The following is a 20,959-nucleotide window of genomic DNA, read 5'->3' on the forward strand; positions in this document are numbered from 1 at the left end:
TCAGAGCGGCGGATTGTCTTCCGTCGGCTTGGTCTTGTTGACCCCGGGGACGTGCAGGTTGCCCTCGGCGACCTGATCGCCTTCCAGCTGCGGCTGGGTCACCCAGGTCAGGATGTCGTAGTAGCGCCGGATGTTGGCCACGAAATGCACCGGCTCGCCGCCTCGGGCATAGCCATAGCGGGTCTTGCTGTACCACTGCTTCTGCGACAGCCGCGGCAGCATCTTCTTCACATCCAGCCACTTGTTCGGGTTCAGGCCTTCCCGTTCCGCCAGCTTGCGGGCGTCGTCCAGGTGGCCAGTGCCGACGTTGTAGGCGGCGAGAGCGAACCAGGTACGGTCCGGCTCCTCGATCTTGTCGTCCAGTTGTTGCTTGATGTAGGCCAGGTACTTGGCGCCGCCGCTGATGCTCTGCTTGGGGTCCAGGCGGTTGGACACGCCCATGGCCTGGGCGGTGTTCTGGGTCAGCATCATCAGCCCGCGCACGCCGGTCTTGGAGGTGACCTCGGCCTGCCACATGGATTCCTGGTAACCCACGGCCGCCAGGAGTCGCCAGTCGACCTTTTCCTGTTTGGCCGAGGCCTTGAAGTGCTTCTCGTACTTGGGCAGGCGCTGCTGCAGGTGCTGGGCGAAGGTGTAGGCGCCGACATAGCCGAGCACGTCCACGTGACCGTAATAGCGGTCCTTGAGGCGTTGCAGGGTGCCGTTCTTCTCGACTTTGTCGAGGAAGCTGTTGATTTCGTTGAGCAGGCTATTGTCGTCACCGGCGGCCACGGCCCAACTCTGGCTGCGGGCGTCCCCGAGGTCGAAGGCCACCCGCACCTTGGGAAAGTACACCTGGTTCATCGCCAGTTCGTTGGAGTCCACCAGGGTCAGGTCGATCTGTCCCTCGTCCACCATGCGCAGCAGGTCCACGACTTCCACGGCGTCGGACTCTTCGTATTCGATCCCGGGGTACTTGAGCTTGAGCTCCGCCAGTTGCTCTGCGTGACTGCTGCCCTTGAGCACCATGATGCGCTTGCCCACCAGGTTCTGCGCGTTGGTGGGCCGGGACTGGCCATTGCGATAGATGACTTGCGGGGTGACTTCCAGATACGGATGGGAAAACCGGACTTGCTGCTTGCGCTTTTCGCTGCCGACCAGGCCGGCGGCGGCCAGTACCGGGCCCTTGGGTTGACCCAGCTGGTTGAACAGATCGTCGAGGTTGTCGGCGGTCTCGATCTTCAGCTCCACCCCCAGATCATCGGCGAAGCGCTTCACCAGCTCGTACTCGAAGCCGGTTTCGCCGTTGCGGTCCTGAAAGTAGGTGGCGGGGCTGTTACGGGTGATCACCCGCAGCACACCATCCTCCTTTACGCGCTCAAGGGTGCTGGGTTTCTCAACACAGGCGCCGAGCATCAGGAAGAGTCCGGTTACGATGAGCCACTTGGCGCAGCGCGGACGTAAAGCCATAGGGGAAAACATTGGCGCAGTATACGCAAAGGATAACGGCCGCCATATCTCGACAGCGAAGGGCTTGTCTGCTAGCGCCGGGTGGCCTGGGCTGGAGGCCTCAAGAATGGGGCTTCGGCCGTCTATATGACGATTAAAATAACCTACGGCAATGACCTTGATGAGCCTTTGTTATAGGCCGTCGGGTCTGGGCCGACGTCCGGGGGCACCCCGGTTTGCGTTTCGAGTGCCGATGCCAACGGTTTACGTTAGAATGCACGGCCTCAAAGCACACCCCCCTTCCCGAGGCTGTCCCGAAGATGTTGATCCTGCGCGGCGCTCCTGCCCTTTCTGCCTTTCGCCACAGCAAACTCCTTGAGCAACTGAGCCAGAAGGTTCCGGCTGTCAGTGGCTTGTATGCTGAATTCGCTCACTTCGCCGAAGTCACCGGCGTCCTGACCGGCGACGAACAGCAGGTGCTTGCGCGCCTTCTGAAGTACGGCCCAAGTGTTCCGGTACAAGAGCCGACCGGCCGTCTGTTCCTGGTCCTGCCGCGTTTCGGCACCATCTCGCCCTGGTCGAGCAAGGCCAGCGACATCGCCCGTAACTGTGGCCTGGCGAAGATCCAGCGCCTGGAGCGTGGTATCGCTTTCTACGTCGCCGGTGAGTTCAGCGACGCTGATGCGCAGTTGATCGCCGAAGCGCTGCACGATCGCATGACTCAGATCGTCGTGGGTAACCTGGAGCAGGCTGCCGGCTTGTTCAGCCACGCCGAACCCAAGCCGCTGACGGCCATCGACATTCTCGGCGGTGGTCGCGCCGCGTTGGAAAAAGCCAACAGCGAACTGGGCCTGGCCCTGGCCGAAGACGAAATCGATTACCTGATGAACGCCTTCCAGGGCCTCAAGCGTAATCCCCACGACATCGAACTGATGATGTTCGCCCAGGCCAACTCCGAGCACTGTCGCCACAAGATTTTCAACGCCAGTTGGGACATCGACGGCCAGAGCCAGGAAAAAAGCCTGTTCGGCATGATCAAGAACACCTACCAGATGCACAGCGAAGGTGTGCTTTCTGCTTATAAGGACAACGCGGCGGTCATCGTCGGTTCCGTTGCCGGGCGTTTCTACCCGAACCCTGATACCCGCCAATACGGTGCGGTGCAGGAGCCGGTGCACATCCTGATGAAGGTTGAGACCCACAACCACCCGACTGCCATTGCTCCATTCCCTGGCGCCTCCACCGGTTCCGGCGGCGAAATCCGTGACGAAGGCGCTACCGGTCGCGGCGCCAAGCCGAAAGCCGGCCTCACCGGTTTTACCGTGTCCAACCTGCAGATCCCGGGCTTCGAGCAGCCGTGGGAAGTGCCGTATGGCAAGCCAGAGCGCATCGTCACCGCCCTCGACATCATGATCGAAGGCCCACTGGGCGGCGCTGCGTTCAACAACGAATTCGGCCGTCCGGCCCTGACCGGTTATTTCCGTACCTTCGAGCAATCCATTACCACGCCTCGTGGCGATGAAGTTCGTGGTTACCACAAGCCGATCATGCTGGCAGGCGGCATGGGCAATATCCGTGACGAACACGTGCAGAAAGGCGAGATCACCGTCGGCTCCAAGCTGATCGTCCTCGGCGGCCCGGCCATGCTCATCGGCCTGGGCGGCGGCGCGGCATCCTCCATGGCCACCGGCACCAGCTCGGCGGACCTGGATTTTGCTTCGGTACAACGTGAAAACCCGGAAATGGAACGCCGTTGCCAGGAAGTCATCGACCGTTGCTGGCAGCTGGGGGACAACAACCCCATCAGCTTCATCCACGACGTGGGTGCCGGCGGCCTGTCCAACGCCTTCCCGGAACTGGTCAACGACGGCGGCCGTGGCGGTCGCTTCGAACTGCGCAACATTCCCAACGACGAGCCGGGCATGGCCCCGCACGAAATCTGGTCCAACGAATCCCAGGAGCGTTATGTCCTGGCGGTGGGCGCAGCAGACTTCGAACGCTTCAAGGCCATCTGCGAGCGTGAGCGCTGCCCATTCGCGGTGGTCGGCGAAGCCACTGCCGAGCCACAGCTGACCGTGACCGACAGCCACTTCGGCAACAGCCCGGTGGACATGCCGCTGGAAGTGCTGCTGGGCAAGGCCCCGCGCATGCACCGTTCGGCGGTTCGGGAAACCGAGTTGGGTGATGATTTCGATCCAAGCACCCTGGATATCGCCGAGAGCATCGAGCGCGTCCTGCATCACCCGGCCGTGGCCAGCAAGAGCTTCCTGATCACCATCGGTGACCGCACCATCACCGGCCTCGTGGCTCGCGACCAGATGGTCGGCCCGTGGCAGGTGCCGGTGGCTGACGTGGCCGTGACCGCCACCAGCTTCGACGTCTACACCGGTGAAGCCATGGCCATGGGCGAGCGCACTCCGCTGGCCCTGCTGGATGCCCCGGCGTCCGGCCGCATGGCCATTGGCGAGACCCTGACCAACATCGCAGCGTCGCGGATCAACAAGATCAGCGACATCAAGCTCTCCGCCAACTGGATGTCGGCTGCCGGCCACCCGGGCGAAGATGCGCGTCTGTACGACACCGTCAAGGCGGTGGGCATGGAGCTGTGCCCAGAGCTGGGCATCACCATCCCGGTGGGCAAGGACTCGATGTCCATGGCCACCCGCTGGAATGAAGACGGCCAGGACAAGAGCGTCACCTCGCCGCTGTCGCTGATCGTCACTGGCTTCGCACCGGTCGCGGACATTCGTCAGACCCTGACCCCGCAACTGCGCATGGACAAGGGCACCACCGACCTGATCCTGATCGACCTCGGTCGCGGTCAGAACCGCATGGGCGCCTCGATCCTGGCCCAGACCCACGGCAAGCTCGGCAAGCAAGCGCCGGACGTCGATGACGCCGAAGACCTGAAAGCCTTCTTCGCGGTGATCCAGGGCCTCAATGCCGACGGTCACCTGCTGGCCTACCACGACCGTTCCGATGGCGGTCTGCTGGTCACTGCCGTGGAAATGGCCTTCGCCGGTCACTGCGGCCTGAACCTGAGCCTCGACGCTGTCGCGGAAAACGCTGCGGAAATCGCCGCCATCCTGTTCAACGAAGAACTGGGTGCGGTGATCCAGGTGCGTCAGGACGCCACTCCTGACGTGCTGGCCCAGTTCAGCGCTGCCGGCCTGGGCGACTGCGTGGCCGTGATCGGCCAGCCGATCAACAACGGTGAAGTGAGCATCTCCTACAACGGCGAAAGCGTATTCACCGGCCAGCGTCGTCTGCTGCAGCGTCAGTGGGCAGAAACCAGCTACCAGATCCAGCGCCTGCGGGACAACGCCGAGTGCGCCGAGCAGGAATTCGACGTCCTGCTGGAAGAAGACAACCCGGGCCTGAGCGTCAAGCTGGGCTTCGACGTCAACCAGGACATCGCCGCGCCGTACATCAAGAAAGGCGTGCGTCCCCAGGTGGCGGTGCTGCGTGAGCAGGGCGTCAACGGCCAGGTGGAAATGGCTGCGGCTTTCGACCGCGCCGGCTTCAACGCTATCGACGTGCACATGAGCGATATCCTCGCCGGTCGTGTCGACCTCAACGACTTCAAGGGCATGGTTGCCTGCGGCGGCTTCTCCTACGGCGATGTACTGGGTGCCGGTGAAGGCTGGGCCAAGTCGGCGCTGTTCAACAGCCGCGCGCGGGATGCCTTCCAGGGCTTCTTCGAACGTACCGACAGCTTCACCCTGGGTGTGTGCAACGGTTGCCAGATGATGTCCAACCTGCACGAGCTGATCCCGGGCAGCGAGTTCTGGCCGCACTTCGTGCGCAACCGCTCCGAGCAGTTCGAAGCCCGGGTGGCCATGGTCCAGGTTCAGGAGTCGAACTCGATCTTCCTGCAGGGCATGGCCGGCTCGCGGATGCCGATTGCCATCGCCCACGGTGAAGGCCATGCGGAGTTCGAAAGCGAAGAGGCGCTGCTGGAAGCCGATCTGTCCGGTTGCGTGGCCCTGCGCTTCGTCGACAACCATGGCAAGGTCACCGAGCGTTACCCGGCCAACCCGAACGGCTCGCCGCGCGGGATCACCGGCCTCACCAGCCGCGACGGTCGCGTCACCATCATGATGCCGCACCCTGAGCGGGTGTTCCGTGCCGTGCAGAACTCCTGGCGTCCGGATGACTGGAACGAAGACGCGGCGTGGATGCGCATGTTCCGCAACGCTCGCGTCTGGGTGAACTGAGGCTGATGTACAAGCTCAGCTTCTTCGTGCCTCCCAGCCATGTGGAGTTGGTCAAGAGTGCCGTGTTTGCCGCCGGTGGCGGACGTATCGGCGCCTATGACCAGTGCGCCTGGCAGGTGCTCGGCCAGGGCCAGTTTCGCCCGTTGGACGGCAGCCAGCCGTTTCTCGGGCAGACCGGGCAGGTGGAGCGAGTGGAGGAATGGAAAGTCGAGCTGGTGGTGGCCGATGAACTGATTGCTGATGCAGTGGCGGCCCTCAAGCAGAGCCATCCCTACGAGACGCCGGCCTATGAAGTCTGGCGTCTGGAAGCGTTCTGAGGTTATCCACCGATAAAAAGCCCGCTGCACCGGAGACGGTCAGCGGGCTTTTTTGTGGGCCTTTTCAGGCAGGCCGGCACCTATAGGAACGGTGTAGGTGCCGGCTTGCCGGCGAAGACGGCTTCAGGCGCTCGCCTCCACCTTCTCGTGCAGCAGCGTTTGCAGAGCGGCCTGCAATCCTTCGGCCTTCTCGCCAATCAGCACGTGCCAGACATCCCCCTCCAGGCGCCGCGTACCCTGGCAGCCCAGGGCATTGAGCGCCGACTCCGACAGGCTGCGGCTGTCACTGAGTTGCACCCGCAACCGGGTCAGGGCCACGCAATCCATCTGCAACAGATTTTCCCGGCCACCCAGAGCACTGAGCCACTGCTGGGCTTCCTGGTTGGAAATGTCGATCTGCTGTGCGGCTTCTACAGGCGTCGGCGTCACCCTGACAGTGGCCGAGGTTGGCAGTGCCAGGCGGATCTGGTCGGCAATGCTGTCGGCCGTCGGTCCCACCACCACCTGCAAACTGCCGCCCTTGCCGGGGCGTACCACAGCCATGGCGCCCAAGGTTTTCAGTTCGGCGTCCACAGCCAGGCTGCGATCCGCCAGTTCCAGGCGCAGGCGCGTGGTGCAAGCGCCGACAGTGATCAGGTTGCTCGCGCCGCCCAGGGCCTTGATGTAGGCCGCGGCACGTTGATCGGCGTTGAGTTCGGACTTCTCGCCGGAGGGGCTGTCCTCGCGTCCTGGTGTCTTCAGGTTGAAGCGGCGGATGCAGAAGTCGAACACCAGGTAGTACACCACCGCATACAGCAGCCCCACCGGAAACACCTTCCAGCCATTGGTGGAGCGGCCCCAGCCCAGGGCCATGTCGATGGCGCCACCGGAGAAGGTGAAGCCCAGGTGGATGTTCAGCAGATTGGTCAGGGCCATGGCCACGCCCGTCAGCAGTGCATGCACCAGATACAACAGGGGCGCGAGGAACATGAAGGCGAATTCGATGGGCTCGGTGACCCCGGTCAGAAAGGAGGTCAGGGCCATGGACAGGAAGATCCCGCCCATCACCTTGCGCCGTTCTGGCCGGGTGTTGCGGTACATCGCCAGGCAGGCGGCGGGCAGGCCGAACAGCATCACCGGGAACATCCCGGTCATGAACTGGCCGCCTTTGGGGTCGCCGGCGAAATAGCGGGTCAGGTCGCCAGTGACCACCGCGCCGGTGCTCGGGTCGGTGAAACTGCCAAAGATGAACCAGGCCATGTTGTTGAGGATGTGGTGCAGGCCGGTGACGATCAGCAGGCGATTGAACACACCGAAGACGAAGGCGCCGAAGCTGCCGCTTTCCAGCAGCAATTGGCCAAAGCTGTTGATGCCGTGCTGGATTGGCGGCCAGATCAGACCGAACGCCACCCCCAGGCCCACGGCGGTAAAGCCGGTGGCGATGGGCACGAAGCGCCGACCGCCGAAGAACGCCAGGTACTCCGGCAGTTTGATGTCCTTGAAGCGGTTGTACAGCGCGCCGGCCATCAGCCCGCTGATGATCCCGGCGAGCATGCCCATGTTGATGCTGGCGTCCAGCACCTTGAGGGTCGAGATCATCACCAGGTAGCCAATGGCCCCGGCGAGTCCGGCGGTGCCGTTGTTGTCCTTGGCAAAGCCCACGGCGATGCCGATGGCGAAGATCAGCGCCAGATTGCCGAAGATCGACTGTCCGGCATCGTGGATGATGGGAATGTTCAGCAGATCGGTGTCACCCAGGCGCAGCAGCAGGCCGGCAATCGGCAGGATGGCAATGGGTAGCATCAGCGCCCGGCCGAGGCGTTGCAGGCCCTCGATGAAATACTGGTACATGGCGTCTCTCCTGGAATTCTTGTTATGAGTGCAGAGGCCAAAGCCGTTCGCAGGCCTGACGGACTGCGGTGGCGCCGGGCAGGTTGAGCAGCGGTTGGCTGAGGTGGCGGCATTGGCCGGCGTCCAGTTGGCGAACCCGGTCCTTGATCTCGCCGACCTGAGGCGGGCTGACCGACAGCTCGCTGACCCCCAGGCCAATCAGGACGGGGGTGGCCAGCGGATCGGAAGCCAGTGCACCGCAAACCCCGACCCAGCGTCCGTGGCGCTCGGCGCCGGCACAGGTCTGAGCGATCAGCCGCAGCAGGGCGGGGTGCAGGGCATCGACCCGGGCTGCCAGGCCAGCGTGGTCGCGGTCCATGGCCAGGGTGTACTGGGACAGGTCGTTGGTGCCGATGGACAGAAAGTCGGCGTGTTCCGCCAGTTGCTCGGCCATCAGCGCGGCAGCCGGTACTTCGATCATCACCCCCAACTCCGGGCGCTGGCTCAGTCCCAGCTCCACCGCGAGCCGATCCAGGCGCTGACGGATATGCAGCAGTTCGGCCACTTCGGTAACCATTGGCAGCATGATCCGGCAGCGCTGCACCGGGCTGACCTTTAGTAGGGCTCGCAGTTGCTGGTCCAGCAGTTCCGGGCGGGCCTGAGCCAGGCGGATGCCCCGCAGGCCCAGCACCGGGTTGGCTTCCACTGGCAGAGGCAGGTAGTCCAGTTGCTTGTCGCCGCCGACATCGATGGTGCGGATGATCACCGGCTTGTCGCCCATGGCATCCAGCACCGCTTGATAGGCCTGTAGTTGCTCGGCTTCATCTGGAGCGGTCAGGCGATCGACGAACAGGAACTCGGTGCGCAGCAGGCCGACGCCATCGGCGCCCCCCTGGTGGGCGTCCCGGGCTTCATTGCTGGAAGCCACGTTGGCTGCCACCTCGATCTGCTGGCCGTCCTGGGTCAGGGCGGACTCATGGGCTTTTTGCTGTTGCAGTGCACGGCGCTGGCGTAGGGTTTCACCAGTCTGTTGCACCTGTGCGATGCGCTGCGGGCCGGGTGCCAGTTCCAGGCGCCCGCCGTCGGCATCCAGCACCACCTGGTGGTCGCCGTCCAGGCCCAGCACTTCCGGACCCATGGCCACCAGACAGGGCAGGCCTTTGCCGCGGGCGAGGATCGCCACATGGGAGGTGGCGCCGCCGCCGGCCATGCACAGCCCGGCCACGCCCTGGGCGCTGAGTTGCAGCAGGTCGGAGGGGGTCAACTCCTCGGCGGCGACGATCGCTCCGGGTGGCAGGTCGTAGTGCCAGGCTTCGCCCAGCAAGGCCCGCAGAATGCGTTGCTGCAGGTCCCGCAGGTCGTTGGCGCGTTCGGCCAGCAGTGTGCTGCCCAGTTGCTGCAGGATCTGGCATTGCTCGGCAATCGCCGCGCTCCAGGCGTGGGTGGCTGCGCGGCCCTGGGCAATGGCGGCTTCGGCGGCGTCCAGCAGGGTCGGGTCTTCGAGCAGGGCCAGGTGGGCGCTGAAAATGTCCTGTTCCTGCTGGTCGCGGCGTTGCCGGGCCTGCTCCAGGGTGTGGCGGATTTCTCCGCGCACCTGGTCCAGAGCGGCGTTCAATGCTTGCCGTTGGGGCTCGGGCGGATGCTGGTCATGATCCTCTGCCAGGACCATGGCGTTGAGCCGCACCAATGGCCCGCACACCAGGCCCGGTGCGGCGCAGACGCCCGGCAGCACGCCATCTTCCACGGGGCGTTGGGCGACCGGTGCCGGTGCCGGGGTTTCGCCATGGGCATCTGCGGCCATGGCGGTACCGAGGGTCAGCAGCATCGCCTGCAAGGCGTCCTGGCAATCAGCGCCCTGGCAATTGACCAGCACTTCATCCTGTTCACCGATACCCAGGCTCATCAGGGCGATCAGGCTGGTGCAGGGGGCGCTCTTGTCCTTGAAGGTCAGTTGCGAATGGCTGTTGAAACCCAGGGCGGTCTGGCGCACCAGGGCGGCAGGGCGAGCATGCAGGCCGCCGCGATGGGCTACCTTGATCCGGGCGCTGGCCTGCTGTTCGGATGGCTCTTGCGCCAGCGGTTGCGGGCCAGCGTTGGCGCGTCGGCTGATGTGCAGCAAGGGCTCGCCCACCTTGACCGCGGACAGGGGCAGGGGGCGCAGGTCGAAGCTCTCGCCGTTGGTCAGGATCAACAGGCTGATCAGGCTTCGGCAATGCTGCGCCACATGGTCCAGGTCAACCCGCAGCAGGGGCTGGCCGGCGCTGACCTGCTGGCCTTGCTCCACCAGCAGGGCAAACCCTTCACCTTGCAGTTCGACCGTGTCCAGGCCCAGGTGCAGCAGCAGTTCGGCACCATTGGCTGCCCGCAGGGTCACGGCGTGCCCGGTGCGCGCCACTTGGATTACTTCACCGGCGCAAGGGGCGTGCAGGGTGTCGTTGAGCGGGTCGATGGCAATCCCGTCACCCATGGCGCCACTGGCGAATACCGGGTCGGGGACGCTGTGTAGCGGCAGGACAGGCCCGCTGAGGGGGGCACTGAGCGTCAGGTCGTTATTGTTGTTGTGCATGGCGCAGTACTCATCGATCAAAAGGGCTTAGTGCGTGCGGGTCACTTTGCTCAGGTGACGCGGCTGGTCGGGGTCCATGCTGCGGGCCTCGGCCAGGCCGGCGGCCATCACATAGAAACTCTGGATCGCCAGGATCGGGTCCAGCGCCGGGTGTTCCGCGCGGCTCAGGGTCAGGTCCCGTTCGCCGATATCATCCGGTGCCGCCAGCAGCACCTTGGCGCCGCGCTGGCGCATGTCGGCGGCCAGGCTCAGCAAGCCGCCCTGTTCGGCGCCCCGGGGGGCGAACACCAGCAACGGGTAGTTGTGGTCGATCAGGGCCATCGGGCCGTGGCGGACTTCGGCGCTGCTGAAGGCTTCGGCCTGGATCGCCGATGTCTCCTTGAGCTTGAGTGCGGCTTCCTGGGCGATGGCGAAGCCGGCACCGCGGCCAATGACCATCAGCCGCTGGCAATCGCGCAGGGCGTTGACCGCCAGGTCCCAGTCCTGGGTCGCGGCCTGCTGCAAGCCTTCGGGCAGCGCCAGGCCGGCTTCCAGCAGATGGCTGTCCTCGTTCCAGTGACCGATCAGGCGGGCGCTGGCGCTGAGGGTGGCAATGAAACTCTTGGTAGCGGCCACGCTCTGTTCGGCACCGGCGTACAGCGGCAGGGAGAATTCGCTGGCGGCCTCCAGAGGGCTGTTTTGCGCATTGACCATGGCCACGCTCAGGGCACCGCGCTTGCGCAGCAGGCGCACGCTGTTCACCAGGTCCGGGCTCTGGCCCGATTGCGAGAAGGCGAACACCGCCTGGCCGCTGACCCGCAGGGGGGCCTGTTGCATGGTCACCACCGACATCGGCAGTGAGGCCACCGGGATGCCCACCTGTTGCATGGTCAGGTAGGCGAAGTAGCTGGCGGCATGGTCGGAACTGCCCCGGGCCACGGTCATGGCCACTTGTGGCGGCTGGCGACGCAGGCGGCCGGCGACTTCGAGCAGCGACGCATCCAGGTGCTGCAGTTGACTGCTTACGGCAGCGTGCGAGGACAGGGCCTCTTCAAGCATTTTTGAAGTCAATGTCTTCTCCTTCGACCATGACGGCGGTCAGTGTGAGTGCGCGGTCCAGGCGCACGCTGTCGGCCCAGCTGCCAGGTTGCAGACGGCCGCGTTCAGGGATGCCGAGGTAGTCGGCGGGAAATTGCGACAGGCGCTGGGAAGCGTCCGCCAGGGGCAGGCCGATCTTCACCAGATTGCGCAGGGCCTGGTCCATGGTCAGGGTGCTGCCGGCCAGGGTGCCGTCCGGCAGGCGCACGCCGCCCAGGCACTTGGTCACGGTGTGGCTGCCCAGCTTGTACTCACCGTCGGGCATACCGGCGGCGGCGGTGGAGTCGGTGACGCAATACAGACAGGGGATCGAGCGCAGGGCCACGCGCATGGCACCGGGGTGCACGTGCAGCAGGTCGGGGATCAGCTCGGCGTACTGGGCGTGGGCCAGGGCCGCACCGACGATGCCTGGTTCGCGGTGATGCAGCGGGCTCATGGCGTTGTACAGGTGAGTGAAGCTGGTGGCGCCGGCGGCGAGGGCGGCCACGCCTTCTTCGTAGCTGCCCAGGGTGTGGCCGATCTGCATGCGCACGCCACGCGCGCTGAGGGCACGGATCAGGGCGTCGTGGCCGGCGATTTCCGGGGCAATGGTGATCACCCGGATGGGCGCCAGTTGCAGGTACTTCTCCACTTCCGCCATGAGCGCGGTGTGGGCGAAGTTGGGTTGTGCACCGAGCTTGCCGGGATTGATGTACGGGCCTTCCAGGTGCACACCGAGGACCCGGGCGCAGCCCTGGGGGCGCTGCTCGGCGTAGGTTCCAAGCTCAGCCAGAACCTGGCTGATTTCTTCGCTGGGGGCGGTCATGGTGGTGGCCAGCAGCGAGGTGGTGCCGAAACGTACATGGGTACGGGTGATGGTCTCGAAGGCTGTGCGGCCTTGCATGACGTCCTTGCCGCCACCGCCGTGGACGTGCAGGTCGATAAAGCCCGGCAGCAGGTAGGGCAGCTCGTTGTCCGCCGGGTCGCAGGGGCTGCCTTCGATGGCGACGACCTTGCCGTGCTCATGGATCAGGCGGCCGCGGACCCAGCCTTGGGGCGTGAGGATGTTGTCTTCGGACATGGGCGTTTCTCTGGCTCCAGGGGGCGGATTCAGCGTCGCAGTTCGGCGACGAAGTCGTAGTAGTCGTTGCGGCAATAGGTGTCGGTGACTTCGATCGGCGTGTTGTCTTCCAGGTAGCCGACCCGGGTCATCAGCAGCATCGCGGTGCCGGGGGCGATGCCCACCAGGGCGGCGAATTCGTCCGACGCGTTGATCGCCTGGATGTGCTGCAGGGCCCGGACCACGGGACGGCCGATGCTGTCGAGGTACTCGTAGAGCGAATCGCCGACGGCCTCGGGCTGGGCAATGATGCTGGCCGGCAAGGTGCTCATCTCGATCGCCATGACCGCATCGTCGGCTTTGCGCAGGCGCTTGAGGCGCGCCACCTTGTCGTTGGGCGACAGGCCGAGGCGGATCAGCTCTTCGTGGGTCGGCGGGGTCAGTGTGCGTTCCAGCCATTGCGAGCCGGGGACGAAACCTTTGAGGCGCAGCATTTCGCTGAACCCGGAAAGGCGCGACAGCGGTTGCTCAAGGCGCGGGGTAATGAAAGTGCCCGAGCCCTGGCTGCGCCGGATCAGGCCCCGTTCGAAGAGGACTTCCAGGGCCTTGCGCGCAGTCACCCGGGAGATGCCCAGCAGTTCGCTGAGGTTGCGTTCCGAAGGCAGCGCCTGCTCGGCTTTCCATTGGCCGGAGTGAATCGCCGCTTCCAGGTTGCGAGCCAGTTGCAGGTACAGCGGGGTCGGCTGAGTGTCGTCGGGACGCAGGGTCAGGAGGTGATTCATCTGTAGGTTTTCCGATGCGGTTATGAGGTTGTTGTCGCCCGGTAATGCCGAAAAACTAATACCACTTAAATACCATGTCAACGCCACCTATCAGGTGGAGATGCAGTAGATCTGGCGCTTTCGGGGTGCTTAGGAGGATAAAGGATTGAAGTGGTATTAGGCAGGTCTGGCCGCGAAGGCTATAGCTCGAGGTGGCGACCCGGGGCGGGTCGCCAAGTGGTATGCGCGCCGGGGGAGGGCGGCGGGGAGGAAAATATTTTTTGTGCTGGAGGGATTAAGGGCGAATTTCGATCAGGGTGCCGTCTTTGACCAGACTCCAGACTTCGCGCATGTCGACATTGCGCATGGCGATGCAGCCGTCGGTCCAGTCCAGGGTGTGGAAGTACTGCTCGGGAAACTCTTCGGTGTCTGGAGTGCCATGGATCATGATCATGCCGCCGGGATTGACCCCTTCGCGACGCGAGCGGGCGGCATCGGTGATGTTCGGGTAGGAGATGTGCATGGCCAGGTTGTAGCGGTCGCTGGTCTTGCGCCAGTCGAGCCAGTAGAGGCCTTCGGGGGTGCGTTTATCGCCTTCCATGAGCTTGGGCCCCTTGGGCTTCTTGCCCAGGGAAATCCGATAGGTTTTCAGTGGCTTGCCGCCATTGATCAACTGCAGTTGATGGGCGGACTTGAGCACCAGGACCTTTTCGATGACCTTGCCGTCCAGGGTTTCCACCGTGGAGGCCTGAGACAGAGTGACGACGGAACAGCACAGCAGGGCAAGCAACCAGCGCATTGACACGATATCCCCAGGCGCGCACAGAGTCCGTGCACGTTTTTATTGTTTAACTGATGGCAGGCTGAGAGAGCGGCGGAATGGATTCGGAGCGCACGGCAAATGCCTGTGCCCGCCGGTCAGCGAAGAAGCATTCTAAGGTACGACCGACGGTGCGGAAAGCCAGCTCGGACCAAGGGATATCGGCTTCGTCGAACAGCTGCACCTCCAGGCTCTCGGGACCGGCGGCGAAGTCCAGGTCGGCCAGTTCGGCGCGGAAGAACACATGCACCTGGCTGATGTGCGGCACGTCGATCAAGGTGTAGAGGTTCAGGTTGCGTACCCGGGCACAGGCTTCCTCGTAGGTTTCGCGGATGGCCGCCTGTTCCACGGTCTCGCCGTTCTCCATGAAACCCGCCGGCAGGGTCCAGTAGCCCAGGCGCGGTTCGATGGCGCGACGGCAGAGCAATACCTTGCCCTCCCAGGTGGCCAGGCAGCCAGCGACGATGTTGGGGTTCTGGTAGTGGATGGTCTGGCAGTGATCGCAGACGAAGCGCAGGCGCGAGTCGCCTGCGGGAATGCGCTGGATCACCGGGTTGCCGCACTGGCTGCAAAATTTCATGTGGGGTATCCGAAAAGGCTGGGGCTATCTTGGCGCGCCGCCCGATTGTCGGCAAGTTGTCGTTAAGCGACATGCCCGAGAGCAGGGGTTGGGCCACCGATTGGATTGGTGCATGATGCACGGTAGCCAACAGATCGAGATGCCTCATGCTGGACGAGCTACTTCATCGGGTAAGCCATTACACGCCAAGAACGCTGGAGACCGACCGACGTTTTCCCGAGGCTGCGGTGCTGGTGCCCATCACCCGCAGCGATGAACCGGAGCTGGTGCTGACCCTGCGCGCCAGCGGGCTTTCGACCCATGGTGGTGAAGTGGCCTTCCCCGGTGGCCGGCGCGATCCGGAAGACCCGGATCTGATCTTCACCGCGCTACGGGAGGCCGAAGAAGAGATCGGCCTGCCGCCGGGACTGGTGGAAGTCATCGGCCCCTTGAGCCCACTGATTTCCCTGCACGGGATCAAGGTCACACCCTACGTCGGGGTGATTCCCGACTATGTCGAATACCAGGCCAATGATGCCGAGATCGCTGCCGTTTTCAGCGTCCCTCTGGAGTTCTTTCGCCAGGACCCCCGTGAGCACACCCACCGCATCGACTATCAGGGCCGCAGTTGGTACGTCCCCAGCTACCGCTTCGGCGAGTACAAGATCTGGGGTCTGACCGCGATCATGGTGGTCGAACTGGTCAACCTGCTGTACGACGCCAAGATCAGCCTGCATCACCCGCCGAAAACCTTTATCGACACCTGAAGCCATGGCTTGGCATGGCATAAACCCGCGGCTGCCTGAACCATAAGGACAACAAGATGAAATACCGCCTGGGCGACGCCCGAGTCGACACCCATCCACAGAGCTGGGTGGCCCCGAACGCCACCTTGGTGGGTAAGGTCAAGCTGGAAGAGGGGGCCAGTGTGTGGTTCAACGCCGTGCTGCGTGGCGACAACGAACTGATCCTGATCGGCAAGCACAGCAACGTCCAGGACGGTGCCGTGATGCACACCGACATGGGCTTTCCACTGACCCTGGGTACCGGCGTGACCATCGGCCATAACGCCATGCTGCATGGCTGCACCGTGGGCGATTACAGCCTGATTGGTATCAACGCGGTCATTCTCAATGGCGCAAAGATCGGCAAGAACTGCATCATCGGCGCCAATTCGTTGATCGGCGAAGGCAAGGAAATACCTGACGGTTCGCTGGTCATGGGCTCGCCGGGCAAAGTGGTTCGCGAACTGACCGAGGCGCAGAAGAAAATGCTCGAAGCCAGCGCCGCCCACTACGTTCATAATGCTCAACGTTATGCCCGAGACTTGGTTGAGCAAGAACAATGACCGCCCCTGAAAGACCCGTCGCCTCGCCTTGCGTGAGCATCTGTGCCCTGGATGAGCAAGACATCTGCACCGGCTGTCAGCGCACGGTGGATGAAATCACCCGCTGGAGTCGCATGGACAACAGCGAGCGCCGCGCAGTCCTGGCCCTGTGCCATGAGCGGGCCAAATCCAGTGGCTTGCTGTGGATGATCGGCTCCAGCTCGGCGAGCTGATCCGCCCGTTCGCCGGCAAGCCAGCTCCCGCAGGCGATGCGTAGGAGCCAGCTTGCCGGCGCAAGGGTTTCTTGGCCCAACCCCGGGCCTGCAGTAACCTGTGCTCCTTCCCGATAGGTATCCTTGGCCCCCATGCTTTTCCTGATCGCCTATATCAGCAGCGTCGTGCTGATCAATTACGCCTTTTCCGTCGCGCCGCAACTGGATATCGTCTGGTCGGCCTGGGGCGGGCTGGTGTTTGTCCTGCGGGACATGGTGCAGACGCGCTTCGGCCATGGCGCCATCGTCGCCATGCTGGCGGCCCTGGTGTTGTCCTATGTCACCTCCGACCCGACCATTGCTCTGGCCAGTGCCACGGCATTCGCCGTCTCGGAATGCATCGACTGGCTGGTGTTCAGCATCACCAAGCGGCCCCTGCATGATCGTCTGTGGATCAGTTCGGCCCTGAGCATTCCCCTGGATACCTTCATCTTCTACGGCATGATCGATGCGCTGACCCCGGGGGTCGTGCTGACCGCCCTGGGGTCGAAGTTCGCCGGGGTCACCGTGGTCTGGCTGGCGATGGCCTGGCGTTTGCGCAAAGCGGCGTGCGCCGGCTGAGTCAAACCCCGCGGTTCATGTAAAATGCCGCGCTCTTTCCCCATGGGTCGCCCGCCTGGCGCTCGGCCCTCGATGATCCGCTCCTTTGAGGACCTTCAGATGACTCGTATCGGAACTCCATTGTCGCCAACCGCGACCCGCGTCTTGCTTTGTGGCTGTGGTGAGTTGGGCAAGGAAGTGGTGATCGAGCTGCAACGCCTGGGTGTCGAGGTGATTGCCGTGGACCGCTACGCCAATGCGCCGGCGATGCAGGTGGCCCATCGCAGCCACGTGATCAACATGCTCGACGGTGCGGCCCTGCGGGCGGTGATCGAGGCTGAGAAGCCGCACTTCATCGTTCCGGAAATCGAAGCCATCGCTACCGCGACCCTGGTGGAACTGGAAGCTGAAGGCTTCACCGTAATCCCCACCGCCCGGGCCACTTCGCTGACCATGAACCGTGAAGGCATTCGTCGTCTGGCGGCTGAGGAGCTGGACCTGCCGACCTCGCCTTACCATTTCGCCGATACCTTCGAAGACTATTCCAAGGCGGTGCAAGACCTGGGTTTCCCTTGCGTGGTCAAGCCGGTGATGAGCTCCTCGGGCAAGGGCCAGAGCCTGCTGCGCAGTGTCGATGACGTACAGAAAGCCTGGGACTACGCTCAGGAAGGCGGGCGTGCCGGCAAGGGCCGGGTGATCATCGAGGGCTTCATCGATTTTGACTACGAGATCACCCTGCTGACCGTGCGCCACGTAGGCGGCACCACTTTCTGTGCGCCGGTCGGTCATCGTCAGGAAAAGGGCGACTATCAGGAATCCTGGCAGCCTCAGGCCATGAGCCCCAAAGCCCTGGCCGAATCCGAGCGTGTGGCCAAGGCAGTGACCGAAGCCCTGGGCGGCCGCGGCCTGTTCGGCGTGGAGCTGTTCATCAAGGGCGATCAGGTGTGGTTCAGCGAAGTGTCGCCGCGTCCCCATGACACCGGCCTGGTGACCCTGATTTCCCAGGACTTGTCCCAGTTCGCCCTGCATGCGCGGGCGATCCTCGGCTTGCCGATTCCGCTGATCCGTCAGTTCGGTCCATCGGCTTCGGCAGTGATTCTGGTAGAAGGCAAATCCACCCAGACCGCGTTCGCCAACCTCGGCGTCGCCCTGAGCGAGCCGGACACTGCGCTGCGCCTGTTCGGCAAGCCTGAGGTCAACGGCCAGCGCCGCATGGGCGTGGCTCTGGCTCGTGATGAGTCGATCGAGGCCGCCCGGGCCAAGGCGACCCGCGCTGCGCAAGCGGTAGTGGTCGAACTCTGAGAAACATCGCGAGCAAGCTGGCTTCCACAAGGTTTGCATTGAACCTGTAGGAGCGAGCTTGCTCGCGAAGCGGTCGCTCAGACGACCCGATTCAGATCGTTATTGCGCGTTTCCTTCAAGCACAGCACCGCGATCAAGCTCAGGATCGCCGCCCCCGACACATACCCGCCTACCCAGCTCAACCCACCCATCGCCACCAGCTTCTGGGCGAAGAAGGGTGCGGCCGAAGCACCGACAATGCCCCCCAGGTTGTAAGCCGCCGATGCGCCGGTATAGCGCACATGGGTCGGAAACAGTTCCGGCAGCAGCGCGCCCATCGGGGCGAAGGTCACCCCCATCAGGAACAGCTCAATGCACAGAAACAGCGCCACACCGGCGGTGGAGCCCTGAGTCAGCAAGGGTTCCATGGTGAAGCCGGAGAGAATAGCCAGCACGGCACCGACAATCAGCACGGGCTTGCGCCCGAAACGGTCGCTGGCCCAGGCCGACAGGGGCGTGGCCGCGGCCATGAACAGCACTGCGAAACACAGCAGGCCGAGGAAGGTTTCCCGGCTGTAGCCCAGGGTGGCGACGCCGTAGCTCAGGGAAAATACCGTGGAAATGTAAAACAGCGCGTAGCACACCACCATCGACGCGGCGCCCAGCAGTACTGGCAGCCAGTACTGGCTGAAGAGCTCCACCAGTGGCATTTTCACCCGTTCCTGGCGTGCCACGGCGTTGGCGAACACCGGGGTTTCGTGCAGCTTCAGGCGCACATACAGGCCCACCATCACCAGCGCCGCGCTGAGCAGAAACGGAATGCGCCAGCCCCAGGAGCGGAACTGTTCGTCATCCAGGCCCATGGCCAGGGCCAGGAACAGGCCGTTGGCGGCGAGAAAACCGATGGAGGGGCCCAGTTGCGGGAACATGCCGAACCAGGCGCGTTTGCCTTGCGGGGCGTTTTCCGTGGCCAGCAGGGCTGCGCCACCCCATTCGCCTCCCAGCCCCAGCCCTTGGCCGAAGCGCAATACGCAAAGCAGGATCGGTGCCCAGGCTCCGATGCTGGCATAGCCCGGCAGCACGCCGATCAGGGTGGTGCACACCCCCATCAGCAGCAGGGAGGCGACCAGAGTCGATTTGCGTCCGATACGGTCGCCAAAGTGGCCGAACAGCGCCGAGCCCAGGGGGCGGGCGAGGAAGGCAATGCCAAAGGTCAGAAAGGCCGAGAGCATCTGGGCGGTGCCGGACGTCTGGGGGAAGAATACCGGCCCGATCACCAGCGCAGCGGCGGTGGCGTAGACGTAGAAGTCGTAGAACTCGATGGCGGTGCCGATAAAACTGGCGGTGGCCACCCGGGTGGTGGAATTGCTCGGTTGAACAGGCGCGCAGGCGCTGTAGGCGGTGTTGGTCGTCATGCGGATATCCCTGACAGTCTGTGCTCCAGTGGAGCGAATTATTATGGTCGAGCACCCAGGGATGTGGGTTTGGCGCGGTCGTCACTCGGGATGGGAGTGACGTCGAACAGTGGCGGGTGATGCATGCAGGATCGCTCTCGGTGCGGGTAGCACGCGGATCTGCGGGGCTTGGGTAAGCAGCGCGATTATAGAAAGGCTGCTAACGATCCAACAAGGGCTGTGGTCGTTGGTGGTTTTGCATGACTGCGCCAGGCCCCGAAACTCCGTTGCAGAGGTTCAAGGCGCAGGCATCAGCATCGAGTCAGGTCCGGGCGGGAACGCTGCTGGTGTGCCAGAGCAGTACGCGGCTGACACGGTTTTCCTCGGTTTCGAGGATTTCCAGGCGGTAGCGGCCGATCTTCAGGCACACGGCGCTGTCGGGAATGGTTTCCAGGGCTTCGGTGACCAGGCCGTTGAGGGTCTTGGGGCCGTCGCTGGGCAGGTGCCAGCCCAGGCTCTTGTTCAGTTCACGGATCGATGCCGCGCCCTCCACCACATAACGGCCATCGGCCTGTGGGTGGATATGGGGGTTGTCCAGGCTGTGCTCGTTTTCGAACTCGCCGACGATTTCTTCGAGGATGTCTTCCAGGGTGACGATGCCCAGCACTTCGCCGTATTCGTCCACCACCATGCCCAGGCGCCGCTGCTGCTTGTGGAAATTGAGCAGCTGTAACTGCAACGGGGTGCTTTCGGGGACGAAGTAGGGTTCGTGGCAGGCTGCCAGCAGGGTTTCCTTGGTCAGGCTGGCGTCTGGCAGCAGGTGGCGGATCTGGCGGGTATTAAGGACAGCCTCCACCTGGTTGATGTCGCTGTGGAACACCGGTAGGCGCGTGCGTTTGTTCAGGCGCAGTTGGGCGATGATCTCGTCGATGGAGTCGTCCAGGTTGATGCCGTCCACTTCGCTGCGAGGCACCAGGATGTCATTGACCGTGATCTTGTCCAGGGCGTGGATGCCGGACAGGGCGTGGTGTTCCTGGGGCGCGGGCTCATCGTCCAGCCGTGCCGGATCGTCTTCGCTGTGCTTGACCGCGCTGGCCTTGGCGGCGAACGGGCGCAACAGCAACTGGCCGATGGCCTGCAGCAGCCAGGCCAGGGGATAGACAAGCTTCATGGGGATGGCCAGCAGGCTGTTGCCAAAGCTCAGAGTGCTTTCCGGGTAGCGCAAAGCCAGGGTGCGGGGCAAGTACTCGGCCAGCACCAGCAAGCCGCTGGTGCTGATCAGGCAGGCCAGCCAGGGGCCGTTTTCCGCCCAGTAGAACAGCGCCAGCAAGGTGCTGATGATCACCGCCAGGACTCGGCACAGGGTGTTGCACAGGATCAGGCTTTCCTTGGGGAAGGCCAGCTGTGCCGTCGGTTTGTCGCCTGAGCGTGAGCCGTTGCGTTGGGTCAGCAGGTGCTGCTGGGCGGCATCGATGGCAGTGAACAGCCCCGACCAGACGATCAGCAGGGCGATTACCGCGAGCATGGGCCCGGAGGGCAAGGAGTCGGTCAT

17 protein-coding genes are annotated in these 20,959 nt (G+C 63.8%); 7 read left to right on the top strand and 10 right to left on the bottom strand.

Annotated elements, in window-relative coordinates:
* On the bottom strand, positions 1 to 1,461 hold the full coding sequence (gene mltF / locus LOY69_RS05285) for a membrane-bound lytic murein transglycosylase MltF (RefSeq protein WP_110596438.1): 1,461 nt from the start codon (positions 1,459 to 1,461) through the stop codon (positions 1 to 3).
* Between the two features lie 287 nt (positions 1,462 to 1,748).
* On the opposite strand from mltF, the gene purL reads away from it, so the two are divergent.
* Positions 1,749 to 5,645 (top strand): phosphoribosylformylglycinamidine synthase, encoded by a 3,897-nt coding sequence (purL, locus tag LOY69_RS05290; RefSeq protein ID WP_110596439.1) that lies wholly within the window; start codon positions 1,749 to 1,751, stop codon positions 5,643 to 5,645.
* A gap of 5 nt (positions 5,646 to 5,650) precedes the next feature.
* Positions 5,651 to 5,962, top strand: coding sequence for a YqfO family protein (locus LOY69_RS05295; protein WP_016967836.1), 312 nt, complete (start codon positions 5,651 to 5,653; stop codon positions 5,960 to 5,962).
* Positions 5,963 to 6,085: 123 nt separating this feature from the next.
* On the opposite strand, the gene nagE is transcribed toward LOY69_RS05295, so the two are convergent.
* The 7 genes from nagE to LOY69_RS05330 all read right to left on the bottom strand — a co-directional run bounded on the left by nagE (position 6,086) and on the right by LOY69_RS05330 (position 14,614).
* Positions 6,086 to 7,792, bottom strand: a complete 1,707-nt coding sequence (nagE, locus tag LOY69_RS05300; protein WP_265074218.1) for an N-acetylglucosamine-specific PTS transporter subunit IIBC — start codon at positions 7,790 to 7,792, stop codon at positions 6,086 to 6,088.
* A gap of 22 nt (positions 7,793 to 7,814) precedes the next feature.
* A complete protein-coding gene (gene ptsP, locus LOY69_RS05305) occupies positions 7,815 to 10,337 on the bottom strand; it encodes a phosphoenolpyruvate--protein phosphotransferase (RefSeq protein ID WP_265074219.1) in 2,523 nt (840 codons plus the stop codon).
* Between the two features lie 27 nt (positions 10,338 to 10,364).
* Positions 10,365 to 11,387: an SIS domain-containing protein gene (locus LOY69_RS05310; RefSeq protein WP_253083721.1), complete on the bottom strand. Its 1,023-nt coding sequence runs from the start codon at positions 11,385 to 11,387 to the stop codon at positions 10,365 to 10,367.
* Positions 11,368 to 12,474, bottom strand: coding sequence for an N-acetylglucosamine-6-phosphate deacetylase (gene nagA / locus LOY69_RS05315; protein ID WP_110596443.1), 1,107 nt, complete (start codon positions 12,472 to 12,474; stop codon positions 11,368 to 11,370). Before nagA ends, LOY69_RS05310 begins: the two co-directional genes overlap by 20 nt.
* Before the next feature lie 29 nt (positions 12,475 to 12,503).
* Positions 12,504 to 13,235, bottom strand: coding sequence for a GntR family transcriptional regulator (locus LOY69_RS05320; protein ID WP_102861287.1), 732 nt, complete (start codon positions 13,233 to 13,235; stop codon positions 12,504 to 12,506).
* A 274-nt stretch (positions 13,236 to 13,509) separates the two neighbouring features.
* Positions 13,510 to 14,013, bottom strand: coding sequence for a L,D-transpeptidase family protein (locus LOY69_RS05325; protein WP_102861288.1), 504 nt, complete (start codon positions 14,011 to 14,013; stop codon positions 13,510 to 13,512).
* Positions 14,014 to 14,062: 49 nt separating this feature from the next.
* A complete protein-coding gene (locus LOY69_RS05330; protein WP_265074220.1) occupies positions 14,063 to 14,614 on the bottom strand; it encodes an NUDIX hydrolase in 552 nt (183 codons plus the stop codon).
* A 146-nt stretch (positions 14,615 to 14,760) separates the two neighbouring features.
* Between LOY69_RS05330 and LOY69_RS05335 the strand changes: the two genes are divergently transcribed.
* From LOY69_RS05335 to purT, 5 genes are all read left to right on the top strand, one after another.
* Entirely contained in the window at positions 14,761 to 15,360 is a 600-nt protein-coding gene (locus LOY69_RS05335) for a CoA pyrophosphatase (protein ID WP_102878492.1), read from the top strand.
* A gap of 56 nt (positions 15,361 to 15,416) precedes the next feature.
* Positions 15,417 to 15,941, top strand: coding sequence for a gamma carbonic anhydrase family protein (locus LOY69_RS05340; RefSeq protein ID WP_102878493.1), 525 nt, complete (start codon positions 15,417 to 15,419; stop codon positions 15,939 to 15,941).
* Positions 15,938 to 16,153, top strand: coding sequence for a DUF1289 domain-containing protein (locus LOY69_RS05345; RefSeq protein ID WP_102861292.1), 216 nt, complete (start codon positions 15,938 to 15,940; stop codon positions 16,151 to 16,153). Before LOY69_RS05340 ends, LOY69_RS05345 begins: the two co-directional genes overlap by 4 nt.
* A gap of 132 nt (positions 16,154 to 16,285) precedes the next feature.
* Positions 16,286 to 16,753, top strand: coding sequence for a VUT family protein (locus LOY69_RS05350; protein ID WP_102878494.1), 468 nt, complete (start codon positions 16,286 to 16,288; stop codon positions 16,751 to 16,753).
* Positions 16,754 to 16,852: 99 nt separating this feature from the next.
* Positions 16,853 to 18,034: a formate-dependent phosphoribosylglycinamide formyltransferase gene (gene purT, locus LOY69_RS05355; protein WP_102878495.1), complete on the top strand. Its 1,182-nt coding sequence runs from the start codon at positions 16,853 to 16,855 to the stop codon at positions 18,032 to 18,034.
* Between the two features lie 77 nt (positions 18,035 to 18,111).
* Here the strand turns inward: purT and LOY69_RS05360 are convergent, their stop codons facing one another.
* Positions 18,112 to 19,428: an MFS transporter gene (locus LOY69_RS05360; RefSeq protein ID WP_265074221.1), complete on the bottom strand. Its 1,317-nt coding sequence runs from the start codon at positions 19,426 to 19,428 to the stop codon at positions 18,112 to 18,114.
* A gap of 301 nt (positions 19,429 to 19,729) precedes the next feature.
* Positions 19,730 to 20,959 (bottom strand): HlyC/CorC family transporter, encoded by a 1,230-nt coding sequence (locus LOY69_RS05365; RefSeq protein WP_123393639.1) that lies wholly within the window; start codon positions 20,957 to 20,959, stop codon positions 19,730 to 19,732.

Source organism: Pseudomonas sp. B21-059 (genome assembly GCF_026016285.1).
GTDB lineage: Bacteria > Pseudomonadota > Gammaproteobacteria > Pseudomonadales > Pseudomonadaceae > Aquipseudomonas > Aquipseudomonas danubii.

What these genes read in the sequence shown, in the direction of transcription:
- mltF (WP_110596438.1), bottom strand. Translation starts at nt 1,461, where the DNA reads ATGTTTTCCCCTATGGCTTTACGTCCGCGCTGCGCCAAGTGGCTCATC.
- purL (WP_110596439.1), top strand. Translation starts at nt 1,749, where the DNA reads ATGTTGATCCTGCGCGGCGCTCCTGCCCTTTCTGCCTTTCGCCACAGC.
- LOY69_RS05295 (WP_016967836.1), top strand. Translation starts at nt 5,651, where the DNA reads ATGTACAAGCTCAGCTTCTTCGTGCCTCCCAGCCATGTGGAGTTGGTC.
- nagE (WP_265074218.1), bottom strand. Translation starts at nt 7,792, where the DNA reads ATGTACCAGTATTTCATCGAGGGCCTGCAACGCCTCGGCCGGGCGCTG.
- ptsP (WP_265074219.1), bottom strand. Translation starts at nt 10,337, where the DNA reads ATGCACAACAACAATAACGACCTGACGCTCAGTGCCCCCCTCAGCGGG.
- nagA (WP_110596443.1), bottom strand. Translation starts at nt 12,474, where the DNA reads ATGTCCGAAGACAACATCCTCACGCCCCAAGGCTGGGTCCGCGGCCGC.
- LOY69_RS05320 (WP_102861287.1), bottom strand. Translation starts at nt 13,235, where the DNA reads ATGAATCACCTCCTGACCCTGCGTCCCGACGACACTCAGCCGACCCCG.
- LOY69_RS05325 (WP_102861288.1), bottom strand. Translation starts at nt 14,013, where the DNA reads ATGCGCTGGTTGCTTGCCCTGCTGTGCTGTTCCGTCGTCACTCTGTCT.
- LOY69_RS05330 (WP_265074220.1), bottom strand. Translation starts at nt 14,614, where the DNA reads ATGAAATTTTGCAGCCAGTGCGGCAACCCGGTGATCCAGCGCATTCCC.
- LOY69_RS05335 (WP_102878492.1), top strand. Translation starts at nt 14,761, where the DNA reads ATGCTGGACGAGCTACTTCATCGGGTAAGCCATTACACGCCAAGAACG.
- LOY69_RS05340 (WP_102878493.1), top strand. Translation starts at nt 15,417, where the DNA reads ATGAAATACCGCCTGGGCGACGCCCGAGTCGACACCCATCCACAGAGC.
- LOY69_RS05345 (WP_102861292.1), top strand. Translation starts at nt 15,938, where the DNA reads ATGACCGCCCCTGAAAGACCCGTCGCCTCGCCTTGCGTGAGCATCTGT.
- LOY69_RS05350 (WP_102878494.1), top strand. Translation starts at nt 16,286, where the DNA reads ATGCTTTTCCTGATCGCCTATATCAGCAGCGTCGTGCTGATCAATTAC.
- purT (WP_102878495.1), top strand. Translation starts at nt 16,853, where the DNA reads ATGACTCGTATCGGAACTCCATTGTCGCCAACCGCGACCCGCGTCTTG.
- LOY69_RS05360 (WP_265074221.1), bottom strand. Translation starts at nt 19,428, where the DNA reads ATGACGACCAACACCGCCTACAGCGCCTGCGCGCCTGTTCAACCGAGC.
- LOY69_RS05365 (WP_123393639.1), bottom strand. Translation starts at nt 20,959, where the DNA reads ATGACCGACTCCTTGCCCTCCGGGCCCATGCTCGCGGTAATCGCCCTG.